Here is a 14,959-nt window from a genome sequence, read left to right on the forward strand (position 1 = left end):
TGTGATCAAGAGACAGCCCATTGGGTGCCTTTTTTGATCGCGTTTGGCCTCGCTATTCAAGAGACACCAAGCTGATGATTACTCCGCTTGGTGGATACTCTCTTGAATCGTCAAACGTACTTCAGGGTAAAGCATTGAGTAGAGAAGCTTAGCGAATTGCTGAGTCTTGTCTAAATCACAGTTACCATCGTTATCCAGATATTGCTGTTGTTTCAGAGTTGCGAACATCGACGCAAACACGCCTTTATCGAAGAACTCTGGTGCATTGATGCCTTGCAGACGACCAAGTCGCTGTGCAATGTCTTGGCTCTTCTGTTCAAGATCGGATTTATCCAGATCAGGGTTCTCTGCTAACAGGTTCAAAGCAATAGAGTAGCGTTGTAGCGTTTCTGAAATCGTACGACCTAACAGCATCAGTGCTTGGCTGTTTGATTGGTTGATGGTGACTTCATTATCAGAAACCACAAGCATACCTTGGTTAACCAGCTCTTCAATGATGTTAGAAACCACGCCTTCAAGCTTGTCTTCGTCGTAGCTTAGGAACAGCTCTTTCTTCAAGAACGGGTAGATAGCAGCAACGTTCTCTTGGATCGCGTCAATCGATAAACCGCGCTGACGAATGGTCATCTGGGCAATTAAAGATGGCAGAGCGAACAAGTGAATGATGTTGTTTCGGTAGTAGGTCATCAGAATTGACTGGTGACGGTCTAGCGAAATAATGTCGCCCATTGAGTCTGATTCAATCAAGAACTTGTTCAGTGATTCAGCATGTTTTACTAAATCTTCAGCGCTGTCTTTTGGCACAGTGAACGTTGCCGAATATGGAACATTCTTAAGCAGAGACAGGTAGCAATTAATCTGAGAAACCAAAGAGTCACGAGACAATGCGCGCTGTCTTGAAGCCAATAGTGCCGTTGCACAAAGGGTCAGGGCATTGGTCGCTGCCGCATCGTTAATGTGCGTCATCATTTTGGTCGCCAAGTCATTAACCACCGGGTTCATCCATTGTGGTTTGCTAGTGCCCATTGGGTCGATGTCTTTGGTCCACTCAGGTGAGTGTTCATTCAGGTATTGGTTCAGTTGAATTGGCTCACCGAAGTTCACGTAGCCTTTACCAAAGTTACGCAGCTTACGAATGGTACGAATCACTAAGCTCGCGTTTTCTTTCTCTTTACGCTTACCACGAAGTTCTTTTGCGTAAGTCGCCACTTCCATCACGTGCTCGTAGCCGATGTACACAGGAACCAAAGTCACCGGGCGATTCATGCCGCGCAGCATCGCTTGAATAGTCATCGCCAACATGCCGGTCTTCGCTTGCAATAAACGACCTGTACGAGAACGCCCACCTTCACTGAAGTACTCTACTGAGTAACCTTTAGCGAACAACTCCGCTAGGTATTCACGGAAAATCGTCGAGTACAGCTTGTTGCCTTTGAAGCTACGACGAATAAAGAACGCACCACCATGACGGAAAATAGGACCGGCAGGGAAGAAGTTCAGGTTGATACCCGCAGCGATGTGCGGCGGCACCATGCCTTCATGATAAAGCACATAAGAAAGCAGTAAGTAGTCCATGTGGCTACGGTGACAAGGCACGTAAACAATCTCGTGACCATCTTGAGCCAACTTACGAACCGTTGAAGCGTTGCTGATATGCAGGCCTTGGTACAACTTATTCCACAGCCAACCAAGAATCTTCTCACCACGCTTGATCAGCGAGTAAGAGAAGTTCGCAGCAATCTCGTCCATGATGTCTTGAGCTTCTTTGCTCGCTTTCTCGATCGAGATGTTCTTTGCTTGTGCTTCGTCTTCAATCGCTTTTTTGATCGCTTCTGATTTTAACAGGCGATCAAACAGAGCTTGGCGACTTGGCAGGTTAGGGCCTGATGCTGCAAGCTTTTGGCGAGAGAAGTGAATACGTGCCACGCGCGCCAGTTTGTGCGCGATGGTGCTGTCGGTGCCGTGTGAGTTAGCCATGTAGCGTAGAGAAACCACTGGGCTGAAACGAACCAGACAGTCACGACCGGCTAGCAATACAGCTTTTGATTTCTCTAAGCCGTTCATTGCCTGTAGGTAAGGCTTCTGGTTATTCTCTTTACCAGGCTTACGTCCCCACAGCACTGTAGCAGGGATAACTTGAACATCGAGCTCAGAGTCGTCAGCGTGCAGTGAAAGCAATTCAGAGAACACTTCAATTGAAGAGCTTGGTACATAATCATCGTCTTGCAGCAGAGTTTTGCGAGAAGAGATAAAAACGTAGCGTTGCAGTGATTTGCCGTTGATTTCAAGCTTGCTCAACGGATCAGGTAGGCCTAATTCAAGTGCATGTTTTTGCAATGTAAGAATGTCGACACTTGAGCGAAACGGTAAGGCGTATACAATCGGTTTGCTCAAATCAATGTTCAAATCCTCAACAGGGTTTGAAGGAATTGATGTGCCCTTTACCAATACGGATAAAGGTAGCTTCATTAATGAACGTGAAAAAGATTGTCCAGAAGACATATAGGTTCACTGCCTCAATAGTTATTTCAATGTGCTGAAGCGTATCTCTATTTCTCTGATAAAAAGGATAAATCCTATGAGTGAAATAGGGATAAGCCTAGGCGTAAATTTAATCGATGCAAGAATACCAGAAACTGGTCTAACCTTTTAATGGAAATAGTCATATTGCCGTTAAGTTTGTGGAAAATCATTCATCGACTGATTGAGTATAGGGTTAAAAATGACCAAAAAATCAAACACCGGATTCAAACGCATCATCAAAGCAGCAGGCTTTTCATGGCAAGGCATTACGAGTTCGTTTAAAAATGAGGCTGCATTTCGACAGGAAGTGTTCATGGCGGTCGTGCTTATTCCGTTGGCATTTTACCTAGATGTAAGCCAAGTTGAACGAATCTTAATGATCTCATCGGTGGTATTGGTGATGGTTGTCGAGCTAATCAATACCGCGATTGAAGCGGTTGTCGACCGAATCGGCAGTGAACATCATGAGCTTTCTGGGATGGCTAAAGATGTCGGTTCGGCAGCAGTTTTCATCTGTTTGGCACTCGCAGGTTATGTGTGGCTAGAGATCCTGTTTTTGTAATTTGCTAAAAATGAACTAAAAACAACCAATTGCTTTGCTTTTGTTCAGTTACTGGATATACTCACAGTCAACTGTATAAAAAGACAGGTGAATCATGAAGCCGTTAACGCCCCGCCAGCAACAAGTCTTTGACCTTATCAAAGGTAAGATCGAAGATTCCGGTATGCCACCGACACGTGCAGAAATCGCGCGTGAACTAGGCTTCCGTTCTGCTAATGCTGCAGAAGAACATTTGAAAGCTCTTGCTCGTAAAGAAGCGATTGAGATTATCCCGGGTGCGTCTCGCGGTATTCGTATTTTGCTTGAAGATGCAGCAAACGAAGAGCAAGGTTTACCATTAATCGGTCAGGTTGCCGCTGGTGAGCCTATCTTGGCTCAAGAGCATGTAGAAATGCATTACCAAGTTGATCCAGGCATGTTTAAACCACAAGCTGACTTCTTACTTCGTGTAAATGGCGAAAGTATGAAAGACATCGGTATTATGGATGGTGATTTATTAGCTGTTCATAAAACACAAGATGTACGCGATGGTCAGGTTGTAGTGGCTCGTGTCGATGATGATGTAACGGTAAAACGCCTAGAACGTAAAGGTTCAACGGTTCTGTTACATGCTGAAAATGAAGAGTTTTCTCCAATCCATGTCGATCTAGAATCTCAACACTTGTCTATTGAAGGGCTTGCGGTTGGTATTATTCGCAACACCGACTGGATGTAGTCAGTACAAACAGCTTATTGATATTTATTCTCAATAACTTGCCATTGTAATTGATATTCATTATCATCTTCTTTGTCGAGATACAAGGAAGATGATGATGCCAAACCCAACCAAACCTCAAATGAAGCCGCTTACTCGTAAGCCGCGCTCCTCTGTTCAAAAGGCTTCTTCTGAACAAGGGTCTGCACATCAAGAATTCCAAGTTCCGACGAACCTCGTTCAGCATCTTTGGTTTCGTAGCCGTGAAAGCCTAGCTGATGATGGTCTCGTTTATGATCCTATCGCAGCTCAAGCCTGCAAGCGTTGCCAGCTCGCACCAGAATGTCTTACCGGTGAACTCGACCAACAGCAACTCCTTTACGCGACACTGACTCAACTTTGTGATTCTCAAGTTCAACAGTTTTTATCTCATAACCCAGATGCTTGGATTATTAACGTGGGAGCAGGGCTCGATACCCGTTTCTACCGTTTAGATAATGGCCGCTGTCATTGGGTTGAGTTAGATGTAACCGAGAATCTGCTTTGGCGACAACGCTTGTTCCACAAAAATGAACGCTATCGCTTAGAGTGTGGCTCTGTTGATGACCTAACTTGGTTGGATGAACTTAATATTCCAGAACAAGCCTCGGTGATGGTGGTGTGTGAACATGCTTTGCTGGATTGTAATGAACAACAGACCGCGAACTTCATTCAGTCTTTGAGCCGCTACTTTACTCATGCACATGCGTGTTTAGTCTTAGCTGGAGATAAAAGCTCAAGTACGTTGGGACAAAAGCTTGGTTCAGGAAAGTATGCTCATGGGTTGTCTTCACCAATAGACAGCGTTCTTAATTGGCTGCCATGGGCACAATGGGTAAAAGCGTTTTCTCCCCTAGACCAACAATGCAATCGTTGGAAATTGTGGCAGCGGCTTCTTTGTAAAATCTCTCAGGTCAAAAAGCGTTTAACGCCGCAGTTAGTGCTCGTTAAGTGGTAACCCTAGTGGTTCTGTATTTCGAGTAACTGAGTACATAGCCGGTATAAGTAAAGTTCCACAACATAGTGAAAGCCCACCCACTAGGTTAAACTATCGCCTCTAATCTAAGAGGTGATCGTGAAGCTATTTAATCCCCAAACTATTTTTCAAACGCTATCCAATCAGGCGATGCACAAAAAAGTGCTGCTGCTCGCGATCCCGATGGTTCTCTCTAATATTACTGTTCCACTGCTGGGCTTAGTCGATGCGGCGGTTATCGGTCACCTCGAGCACTCTTGGTATTTAGGTGGTGTGGCGCTGGGCGGCACAATGATCAGCGTGACCTTTTGGTTGCTTGGTTTCCTGCGCATGTCGACAACAGGGCTAGCCGCACAATCTTATGGTGCGAATGATGGCAAGCAACTTGGTTTAGTCTTTGTGCAAGGCGTGACCATGGCCTTAGGGTTTGCTGGTGTCTTTTTGCTTTTACACAGTCTAGTCGCCGATTTAGTTTTCTCATTGAGTAGCGCCAGTGATCAAGTTAAGCACTATGGTCAGCAATATTTCTCAATCCGCGCTTGGAGTGCGCCTGCTGCGCTAACTAACTTTGTGATTCTAGGTTGGTTACTCGGGACTCAAAATGCCAAAGCGCCCATGTGGATGGTCATCATCACCAATATCACCAATATCGTTTTGGATATTGTTTTTGTTATCGGCTTAGGATGGCAAGTGGAAGGTGCAGCATTGGCATCTGTAATGGCTGATTATGCCGGTCTAACATTTGGCTTGATTTGTGTTTACCGAATCTGGGCGAAGAAGCAGTTACCATCGCCATGGGATCTGCTTAAGAAAACCAGCCAAGGTTTGAGTCGTTTCGTGAAATTGAATCGCGATATCTTTCTTCGTTCATTGTATCTACAAGCGACTTTCACTTTCATGACTTTCCAAGGTGCAAGCTTTGGCGATGATGTTGTTGCGGCCAATGCAGTGTTGATGAGTTTCTTGATGATCATCTCTTATGGGATGGATGGCTTTGCCTACGCAATGGAAGCGATGGTCGGTAAGGCGATAGGCGCGAAAGACAAAGATGAACTGAACCAGTCATTGATTGGTACTTTCTTCTGGAGCTTTAATATTTGTTTGGTACTGACCATAGCATTCGCACTCGCTGGCTCGAGCTTAATTAATATGATCACTACCATTCCTGACGTGAAGAACCAAGCCGAGGTGTATTTACCGTGGTTAGTCGCAATGCCATTGGTGTCTATGTGGTGCTTCTTGTTGGATGGTATTTTTGTTGGAGCAACCAAGGGCAAGGATATGCGCAATAGTATGTTTGTTGCGACCTGTAGTTTCTTCGCGATTTTCTATTTAGCATCAGGTTTAGAGAACCATGCACTGTGGTTAGCGATGCTGAGCTTTATGGCAATGCGCGGAATTGGTCTTGGTGTGTTGTTTGTTTCTCAGTGGAAGAAAGGGGAGTTTCTCGCTTAGCTCTGAGGGCTCTGTTTGTGGAGAGTAAATGAGGCTGTACAGGTAAAGGGGTATTTAGAACATCATGATCTAATTACTATCAATGCCTTAATATTCAGTGTTTTAAATAAAAACAGCAAGCGCGTGGCTTGCTATTTATGTATTTGGCCTATGGGTGGTCAAATACTCCTATTGGTTCTTTATCTAGAATAAACGGTTAAGCCCGTTGAGTGCTGCAACACGATAAGCTTCCGCCATCGTTGGATAGTTAAAGGTCGTATTCACAAAGTACTCGATGGTATTTGCTTCGCCTTTCTGCTCCATGATCGCTTGTCCGATATGGATGATTTCAGCGGCACGCTCACCAAACACGTGGATACCTAAAATCTCTTTGGTTTCGCGATGGAACAGGATCTTCAAGCTACCAATATCTTTACCCGCAATTTGAGCACGAGCTAGGTGTTTGAAAGAAGAACGTCCTACTTCATACGGTACTTTAGCTGCGGTAAGTTCTTGCTCGGTTTTACCAACAGAACTGATCTCCGGGATGGTGTAGATGCCGGTTGGAATGTCTTCGATAAGGTGGCGTTCAGCTTCACCTTTCACAATTGCTTGAGCCACAAATCGACCTTGGTCATAAGCCGCGCTTGCTAGGCTAGGGTAGCCAATCACATCACCGACAGCGTAAACATGGTCAACATTGGTTTGGTAATTGGTATTTACTGAGACTTGCCCACGCGAGTCCGCTTCTAAGCCAACAGCACCAAGGTTCAGTTTATCGGTATTACCCGTTCGGCCATTGGCATACAGTAGGCAATCAGCGCGCATCTTTTTACCTGACTCTAGGTGAATGATCACGCCATCATCAGTGCCTTCAATTTTCTCAAAGGTTTCATCGTTGCGAATCACGACACCGCTGTTCCAGAAGTGATAAGAAAGTGCATCTGAGGTTTCATTGTCTAGGAATGACAACAGACGGTCACGAGTATTGATAAGATCGGTTTTTACACCCAAACCGCGGAAAATCGACGCGTATTCACAACCAATAACGCCAGCACCATAGATGATGATGTGTTGCGGGTCGTGTTTAAGAGAAAGAATCGAGTCACTGTCGTAGATACGTTCATGCAGGAAGTCGACGTTATCTGGTTGGTAAGGGCGAGAGCCTGTCGCGATAACAAATTTGTCTGCACTGTAATGTTCTTCAGTGCCATCGCTTTGCATTACCGAGACAGTGTTGGTATCGATAAAACGTGCAGTACCAAAGACCAACGTGCACTGGTTGCGGTCGTAGAAGCCTTGGCGTAATCGAGTCTGCTTGTCGATAACCGATTTGGCATGCCCCAAAATGTTAGAAAACGTTGAGTGTATGCTTTTGTTGTTCTGACAAAACAGCGGATTACTGTTGAATTCGATAATACGACTTACGGCATGACGCAGTGCCTTTGAAGGAATGGTTCCCCAGTGAGTACAACCACCACCAACGCTGCTCTCTTTCTCAATGATTGCAACGTTCAACCCGGCTTTGGTTAATCCCATCGCTGCCCCTTCTCCTCCGGGGCCACTACCAATTACGATTACATCAAAGTGGTTGGAGTGCGGCATAGATATCTTCCTTGTTATATTTGATTAACATTGCTTTAGCGAGATTTTAACCGATTCTGTTCTCGGGTACATGAAAAGGGCATCAGAGAGTCGGTGGGATCACGCAGTGTTATCGAAAAAATAATATTTGGTATGTCGTATGTCTCCAAATGACAGCGTGGATATTGAAATTTTTTCTTCGAACGTATTTACTTCGGTACGTGAACAAAGAGGTATGTTTAGTGTCTTATATAACCAGAGTGCCTTATATAAATAAGTGATTCGCGTTATATTGAATAGAGTATTAGACATGCCTGTTTAGGCTGTAAAAGAAGAAATTGATAAAGTATGAAACCAATGGGCATTCGCGCACAGCAAAAAGAAAAAACTCGTCGCAGCTTAATCGATGCAGCATTTAGCCAACTCAGCGCCGATCGTAGTTTTTCCAATCTAAGCTTGAGAGAAGTCGCTCGTGAGGCTGGAATAGCACCGACTTCCTTTTATCGTCACTTCAAAGACATGGATGAGCTTGGCTTAACCATGGTTGATGAAGGTGGCTTACTGCTGCGCCAGTTAATGCGTCAAGCTAGGCAACGCATAGTAAAAGAAGGCAGTGTGATTCGTACATCGGTTGAAACCTTTATGGAATTCATTGAAAGCAGCCCTAACGTATTCAGACTGTTATTGCGAGAGCGCTCAGGAACTTCATTTGAGTTTCGTGCAGCGGTAGCTCGTGAGATACAGCACTTCTCTGCTGAGTTAACCGAATATTTGATAACGACTGGCATGACACGAGACGAAGCTTTTACTCAAGCTGAAGCCTCCGTTATCTTGGTCTTCAACTCAGGGGCAGAAGCATTAGATTTAGATCGACGTCAGCGAGATGAACTGGCTGAACGCTTGATCATGCAATTGCGAATGATGGCCAAAGGGGCTTTTTGGTATCGTAAAGAACGTGAACGTAACCGATTAAAAGGCGGGATTGAATAATGTCGAATGAAAATAATACTGTAAACCGTGGTTCAGAAAGAAAGACACTCGTACTTGCTGTTATTGCCGGTGTGTGTGGTGATGCTCTGTTATCTTGGGTAACAATGAGCGAAGTGGGCTTCTCTATTTTCCCACTGATTGCTTTAGTCTTGGCTGTACAAGCACTTTACCAAGAGTACCTAACTAACCCAGTATCTGAAGATATTCCACTAGTAGGTTTGGCTTGTTTCTTTGTAGGTGCATTTGGCCACTCGGCTTTTGTGAAGGCACAACACCCTGATGCTGGCTCAAACTTCTTTGCGATTATTGTCGCGATGTTGCTTCTTGCATGGGTAGGTAAGAAACTCGGCTTTATCGGCAAAACTGCTTAAGTTGATTTAGAAATTAAAAAAACGAGCCAATGGGCTCGTTTTTTTGTATCTGCTGTTTGGCTTAGACCTGAAAGCGATACTTACGCTTTACGCTCTAGGAATACGCCAGCTTCCATGTGGTGCGTGTAAGGGAACTGGTCAAACAGAGCAAAACGAGTGATGTCGTGCGTTTCGCTTAGGATGTCTAGGTTCTCTTTCAATGTTTCAGGGTTACAAGAGATGTACATGATACGCTCGTAGCCTTGAACCATCTTACAAGTATCAACATCCATACCTGAACGCGGTGGATCAACAAAGATAGTGTTGCAGTTGTAGCTCTTAAGATCGATGTTCGCTTGCTGTAGACGACGGAACTCACGCTTGCCTTCCATTGCTACAGTAAAATCTTCTGCAGACATACGGATGATCTGAACATTTTCAATGTTGTTCGCAGCGATGTTGTATTGCGCAGATTCTACTGACGGTTTCGCCAGTTCAGTTGCCAGTACACGCTCGAAGTTTTGTGCTAGCGCTAATGAGAAGTTACCGTTACCACAGTAAAGCTCAAGTAAGTCGCCTTTGCTGTCTTGAGTACAATCGACAGCCCATTCCAACATTTTCTCTGCCACTTTGCCGTTGGGTTGAGTAAAGCTGTTCTCTACTTGTTGGTAGATGTAGCTATCACCATTCACATCTAGCTTTTCAATTACGTAGTCGCGGTCCAGTACGATTTTCATCTTACGCGCACGGCCAATCAGGTTTAGGTTAAAACCTTCATCGTTTAATTGCTGCTTAAGTGCTTTAGCATCTTGAATCCACTGTTCACCTAATTGACGGTGGTAAAGCAATGACACCAAAATTTCGCCGCTTAACGTAGAAAGGAAGTCTACTTGGAATAGCTTGTGGCGCAGAGAGTGGTTGTCCTTCATTGCATCTGTTAATAGAGGCATTAGGTCATTGATAAGACGGCTAGCTGCAGGGAACTGGTCTACGCGGTATTTTTCTTTAGTCTCTTGATTGAACATGACGTAATACATATCGTCACCTTCATGCCACACGCGGAACTCAGCACGCATGCGGTAGTGTTGTTCTGGAGATTCATACACTTCCAGTTCAGGCACATCATATTCTGAGAACATTTCTGTAAGACGCTCTGTCTTTTCTGCCAGTTGTTCTTGGTAGCGTTGCGGGTTTACATCTAAATTCGCCATGGTTATGCCTTTTGCTGTCGTGCTTTTAAATCAAGAGCGCAGATTTTATTCAATCACAGGCGCTTGTCCAGTGTTGAGCGCCATTCAATGTAAATCGACCATGAAAACTATAGCTTATAACTATCTTAGACTAGACAAATGATTCAGAGGTCAATACTATCTCCGGCAAGCTGGTGCCATTTAGATGTATAGATGGCTGAAGAGGGAATCTGGTGTGAATCCAGAACTGACGCGCAGCGGTAAAAGAGAACGAGTATTCATAAGACACTGCAAATAGCTTTTTGTGGGAAGTCGAATATCAGGTAACCATAAGGTTGTGCTCTTGAGTCCGAATACCTGCCAGCGGCTAAACCATGACATGTGGTTTGGTAGGAATTTACGCGATTTAGGATCACAACATGAACAAATCCCTTTTAGCGGTTGCTGTAGCATCGCTGCTTTCACCTATCTCCAATTTACACGCCCAACAAGCATCTGCCGACGAAACCATGGTGGTGACGGCTAACCGTTTTGAGCAAAGCACGGAAAGTGTTGTCGCTCAAGTTGAAGTAGTAACACGCCAAGATATCGATCGAATTCAAGCTAAGTCTCTAACAGATGTGTTTAGACGATTGACGGGTATTCAGGTTTCACAAAATGGAGGCCGAGGACAGCAAGCTTCGATCTTTGTTCGTGGTGCTAACTCTGATCAAGTGCTTGTTCTCATTGATGGTATTCGTTTTGCGCGAGCTGCAAAGGGTGGTGTCGATTTTAGCCAGTTACCAATTACATTCGTTGACCGAGTGGAATACGTTCGAGGAGCTCGTGCCGCTATGTATGGCTCAGAAGCTATCGGCGGTGTTATCAACATTATTACTGTTGCAAACTCTGACAATGAAAAAACGGCAGTTAGTGCAGGTTTAGGAAGCTTAGATTACCAAGAGCTGAGCTTTGTTAGTGGTACTAAGGTCGGTGAAAATGGTCACTTGAACGTATCTGTAGGTTACGATTCCGATGAGGGATACAACGTTCATCCATTACCAGGTGTTAATGATGGTGATCGCCATGGTTTTGAATCACGCAATGCTCTAATTGGTTATGTTCATAATTTTGATCAGCAATGGAGTGGCTTCGCGAATTTCCGTATGTTTGAAACCATTTCTCAGTACGATGGTTCATTTGGTACAGACCATTCTTACAAAGAAGCTGAAGTTCAAAATTCGACCTTTGCTACTGGTGTTAAATATAGTGGCAGTGAACTTAAGTCTGATTTCTTAGTTAACTATCAGAATCAAGATAACTGGAACTACGAACAGTCTTTAGGCAAGAACTCAGCGTCAGCAACATCTGATGAGCTTGAACAGCTAAATGTTCAATGGGTGAATTCATACAAACTAACGTCGTCACTGACTCTTAGTGGTGGTGTAGATTGGCGTGATGAGGCTTATATTGTTAAGCCTTCGAATACTGAATACGACAGAACGAATGTTGCGTACTTCGCTGCATTAAACGCAGATGCGGATAAAGTGTTCGGAGAACTGAGTCTTCGTGTTGATGACAATGAGCAGTTTGGTACAGAAACTACTTACAACACAGGGTTAGGCTATCGTTATGCTGAGTGGCTTGTTGTAAAAGCAGCTTATGGCACATCCTTCAAAGCACCTAACTTGTATCAACTATATAGCTACTACGGTAATGCACAGTTAGAAGCTGAAAAGGCAGATTCATTTGAACTGACTTTTGGTGGCTTAATCAAGGATGTTGATTGGTCGATTACTGGCTATGACACGAACGTCGAAGACTTAATTGATTACAACTACGCGACAAGTAAGTACTACAATACCGATGGCGAAAGCCAATTACGTGGTGTGGAAATGGTCGTTGGATTTGATACTAGCTTTATTAACCACCAAGTGAGCGCTAATTTCCAAGACCCAGAAGATCAATCTGGTGAGCAACTGATACGCCGAGCTAAGAAGATTTACAAGTATAATGCAGTGGCTAGTTTCGATGATGTTGATGTTTCATTAGGTTTCCAATATGTAGGTGAGAGACCGGACTTCTCTGAAGATCTCGCAGCGTATAGCTTGTTTGATGTTTCAGTGAACTACTATGCGAATGAAAACCTTACTTTAAATGGTCGAGTGGATAACTTAACTGACGAAGAGTACGAGACTGCTGGTGGATACCCATCACCAGAGCGTACATATTACGTGAATGCTACTTACCAATTCTAATTATCACCTAAACCGCCTTCGGGCGGTTTTTTCTTATTGGGTATATCAATGAAAAAGAAAGTCGTCATAAGTTGGTCGTCAGGCAAAGACTCTACATTAACCCTAGAACGTCTACTTGAAAGCACCGAGTATGAAGTTGTTGCTCTCTATACTACGTATGTTGGTGATGAGGTTCCTTTCCAAGTCACGTCAATCGAGGTTGTCGGAATGCAGGCAACATTGTTCGGCTTGCCATTAATAACGATTGAGCTGCCGGAAGTCTTCCCAAGTAACGAGATCTATCAAAGTACGATTGTTACGGCGCTTAAAGGATCGGGTTTATCTATTGATGCCGTCGCATTTGGCGATATGTTTTGCAATGGCATTGCCGACTATAGAAAAAGCTATATAGAACCGGCTGGCTGGGAGTGTGTGTTTCCACTAATGGGAGAGAGTAGCCAAACTCTGGCTCAAGAAATCATAAATAGAGGAATTGAAACCTTTCTCGTCACAGTTGATAGCGATGCATTAGACATGAGCTATTGCGGGAAAGAATACACGCCTGAACTAATAGACAGTTTGCCAAGTCACGTCGACCCATGTGGAGAAGATGGTGAGTTCCATACCTTAGTCACGTCAGCGCCATGCTTTAAAGGTAAGCTTAAGATAGAGCTAGAAAATGTAGAGCAGGGTGAGCGCTTTGGGCATCAACGCTACCGAGCTTGCATTATGTAGAGTGATGATTGGCGAAAACTAGGTGAAGGGGTATCATTGCTGCGGAACTTATTACAGGTAATGGTTGTGTCGGAAAGCATACAAAAAAACATATTGGTCTTTGATTCTGGAGTTGGCGGTCTGTCTGTATATAAAGAGATAAGCCAGTTACTACCCAATCACAACTATATCTATGTATTCGATAACGAGGCTTACCCTTATGGTGAGCTCGATCAGCAAGTCCTCATTCAGCGAGTCCAAAGTATCGTCGCCAGTTTTGTGGCGAGTCACGCTATTGATATCGTGGTGATAGCTTGTAATACGGCCAGTACGATAGTCCTGCCGACACTTCGCGCTAATAACCTTATCCCTATTGTCGGCGTAGTCCCGGCAATCAAACCTGCTTCGTTACTGGCTAATAAAGCGGTTGGCCTTATTGCGACTCCCGCGACGATTACTCGTGAATACACACACGAGCTCATCAAAAACTTCTCGAGTAATAAAAGAGTAGAGCTGTTGGGTTCTACTCGGCTGGTGGATATGGCCGAAGATAAACTCAGAGGCGAGGAGATTAGCCTTGAAGAGTTACAGCAAATCCTTCAGCCGATGATCAACACAATTGATGTGGCTGTATTAGGATGTACTCATTTCCCATTGATCAAATCAGAGATTCAACAAGTACTAGGTGAAAGTGTAGTGCTGATAGATTCTGGTAAAGCGATAGCTAAGCGGGTTCAAGATTTGTTGGGTTTGGAAAGCGTTAATAAAGAAGGGGGAGTACGTGAAGTTTTTTGTAGTGCACTTCCTAAAAAAGAAAGTGCACTAAATAGTATGTTAAAGCAGTTAGGGTTTAGCTCAGTTCAGATTCGTCCGCTTCAGGATGTTTAGGATCATTTGCAACACGTACTTTTAAAGTGCGTTGCATGTAATCTTTATCGTTAAGTGCAGAGATTGCATGATTCACATCATTACTTGCCATAACAACAAATCCAAAGCCTCTTCTTTTACCAGTACGTTTGTCTTTCATTAAACGTACTGCAAATACTTCACCATGCTCTGAGAATAATTCACGTACATGTGATTCGTTCGCTTTGTATGGAAGGTTACCCACATAAAGTGTTTTGGTTGAAGCCTTAGGTTCTGAATCTGATTTTGAGTCGGTGCTTGAAAAGTTAACAACAAAAGCGGAAGCCAAGACACCAAGGATAAAGGTAATTGCAGGCGATATATCTACCTGAGAGAAAACAATGCCGCCTAATACAGCCAGTGCGACAATTAACAACATCGATTTTTTTGAGTTCATATCGGAATACTACATATTAATAAACGAAATAGACGCATCTACCATTAACAAAATAGACACATGAATCTTACGTTCATGGCTTTCATTTTTCCAATGTATTGCTGTGATACGTCTCAAATGTTTAGTTTTTATTCGAAAAATGCGGATCTGGTGGCTTTTTAGGCGAACAAAACTTTTATTTCAAAAAGCCCTTGTGCTCCATCTCAATCTCTCTATAATGCCGCCTCACCGACACGGAGTGAGACGAAAGTCACACAGCGAAATCGGTAGAGAAAAAGAGTTTGAAAATAACCCTTGACTCTCAAAGTGGTGCAGGTATAGTACGCACCCCTAGCGACTGAGATGTGAATCACAAAACGCTAGCGCTCTTTAACAATTTAAACC

The 14,959-nt window shown here is 44.0% G+C and carries 13 protein-coding genes and 1 riboswitch; of the genes, 9 read left to right on the forward strand and 4 right to left on the reverse strand.

Features of this window, described 5'->3' with window-relative positions; all coding sequences use genetic code 11:
* Window positions 1–78: 78 nt before the first annotated feature.
* Window positions 79–2,502 carry a glycerol-3-phosphate 1-O-acyltransferase PlsB gene (plsB, locus tag AB4375_RS21325; RefSeq protein ID WP_017071790.1) on the reverse strand — a complete coding sequence of 808 codons (2,424 nt, stop codon included), beginning with the start codon at window positions 2,500–2,502 and terminating at the stop codon, window positions 79–81.
* Window positions 2,503–2,722: 220 nt separating this feature from the next.
* Between plsB and AB4375_RS21330 the strand changes: the two genes are divergently transcribed.
* The 4 genes from AB4375_RS21330 (at window position 2,723) to dinF (ending at window position 6,249) form a co-directional block, all read left to right on the forward strand.
* Window positions 2,723–3,085: a diacylglycerol kinase gene (locus tag AB4375_RS21330; protein WP_017061045.1), complete on the forward strand. Its 363-nt coding sequence runs from the start codon at window positions 2,723–2,725 to the stop codon at window positions 3,083–3,085.
* Between the two features lie 94 nt (window positions 3,086–3,179).
* The gene (lexA, locus tag AB4375_RS21335) at window positions 3,180–3,800 is read left to right on the forward strand and encodes a transcriptional repressor LexA (protein WP_019820514.1); all 621 of its coding nucleotides are present in this window, start codon (window positions 3,180–3,182) and stop codon (window positions 3,798–3,800) included.
* Window positions 3,801–3,897: 97 nt separating this feature from the next.
* A complete protein-coding gene (locus tag AB4375_RS21340) occupies window positions 3,898–4,776 on the forward strand; it encodes a class I SAM-dependent methyltransferase (RefSeq protein WP_017070281.1) in 879 nt (292 codons plus the stop codon).
* Window positions 4,777–4,893: 117 nt separating this feature from the next.
* A complete protein-coding gene (dinF, locus tag AB4375_RS21345) occupies window positions 4,894–6,249 on the forward strand; it encodes an MATE family efflux transporter DinF (protein ID WP_017067882.1) in 1,356 nt (451 codons plus the stop codon).
* Window positions 6,250–6,432: 183 nt separating this feature from the next.
* Here dinF and sthA read toward each other — a convergent pair whose 3' ends face one another.
* Window positions 6,433–7,833 carry a Si-specific NAD(P)(+) transhydrogenase gene (gene sthA / locus AB4375_RS21350; protein WP_017061048.1) on the reverse strand — a complete coding sequence of 467 codons (1,401 nt, stop codon included), beginning with the start codon at window positions 7,831–7,833 and terminating at the stop codon, window positions 6,433–6,435.
* 327 nt (window positions 7,834–8,160) lie between these two features.
* Between sthA and fabR the strand changes: the two genes are divergently transcribed.
* Together fabR and AB4375_RS21360 are read left to right on the forward strand one after the other, a co-directional pair.
* The gene (gene fabR / locus AB4375_RS21355) at window positions 8,161–8,802 is read left to right on the forward strand and encodes an HTH-type transcriptional repressor FabR (protein WP_010438693.1); all 642 of its coding nucleotides are present in this window, start codon (window positions 8,161–8,163) and stop codon (window positions 8,800–8,802) included.
* The gene (locus tag AB4375_RS21360; protein ID WP_017061049.1) at window positions 8,802–9,173 is read left to right on the forward strand and encodes a YijD family membrane protein; all 372 of its coding nucleotides are present in this window, start codon (window positions 8,802–8,804) and stop codon (window positions 9,171–9,173) included. The genes fabR and AB4375_RS21360 overlap by 1 nt, the downstream gene beginning before the upstream one ends.
* 80 nt (window positions 9,174–9,253) lie before the next feature.
* On the opposite strand, the gene trmA is transcribed toward AB4375_RS21360, so the two are convergent.
* Window positions 9,254–10,363: a tRNA (uridine(54)-C5)-methyltransferase TrmA gene (trmA, locus tag AB4375_RS21365; protein WP_017061050.1), complete on the reverse strand. Its 1,110-nt coding sequence runs from the start codon at window positions 10,361–10,363 to the stop codon at window positions 9,254–9,256.
* A 154-nt stretch (window positions 10,364–10,517) separates the two neighbouring features.
* A riboswitch (cobalamin riboswitch) is annotated at window positions 10,518–10,722 on the forward strand.
* A gap of 39 nt (window positions 10,723–10,761) precedes the next feature.
* On the opposite strand from trmA, the gene btuB reads away from it, so the two are divergent.
* From btuB to murI, 3 genes are read left to right on the forward strand one after another with little or no spacing between them, the layout of a single operon-like run.
* Window positions 10,762–12,579: a TonB-dependent vitamin B12 receptor gene (gene btuB / locus AB4375_RS21370; RefSeq protein WP_017070283.1), complete on the forward strand. Its 1,818-nt coding sequence runs from the start codon at window positions 10,762–10,764 to the stop codon at window positions 12,577–12,579.
* 48 nt (window positions 12,580–12,627) lie between these two features.
* Window positions 12,628–13,293, forward strand: coding sequence for an ATPase (locus AB4375_RS21375; protein WP_372052482.1), 666 nt, complete (start codon window positions 12,628–12,630; stop codon window positions 13,291–13,293).
* Between the two features lie 60 nt (window positions 13,294–13,353).
* Window positions 13,354–14,160, forward strand: coding sequence for a glutamate racemase (gene murI, locus AB4375_RS21380; RefSeq protein ID WP_017061053.1), 807 nt, complete (start codon window positions 13,354–13,356; stop codon window positions 14,158–14,160).
* Here the strand turns inward: murI and AB4375_RS21385 are convergent.
* Window positions 14,123–14,575, reverse strand: coding sequence for an RNA-binding protein (locus AB4375_RS21385; protein ID WP_017061054.1), 453 nt, complete (start codon window positions 14,573–14,575; stop codon window positions 14,123–14,125). The genes murI and AB4375_RS21385 overlap by 38 nt on opposite strands.
* Window positions 14,576–14,959: the final 384 nt, after the last annotated feature.

The sequence above is a fragment of the Vibrio sp. 10N.261.51.C6 genome (genome assembly GCF_041471785.1).
GTDB classification, from domain to species: Bacteria; Pseudomonadota; Gammaproteobacteria; order Enterobacterales; family Vibrionaceae; genus Vibrio; species Vibrio crassostreae_C.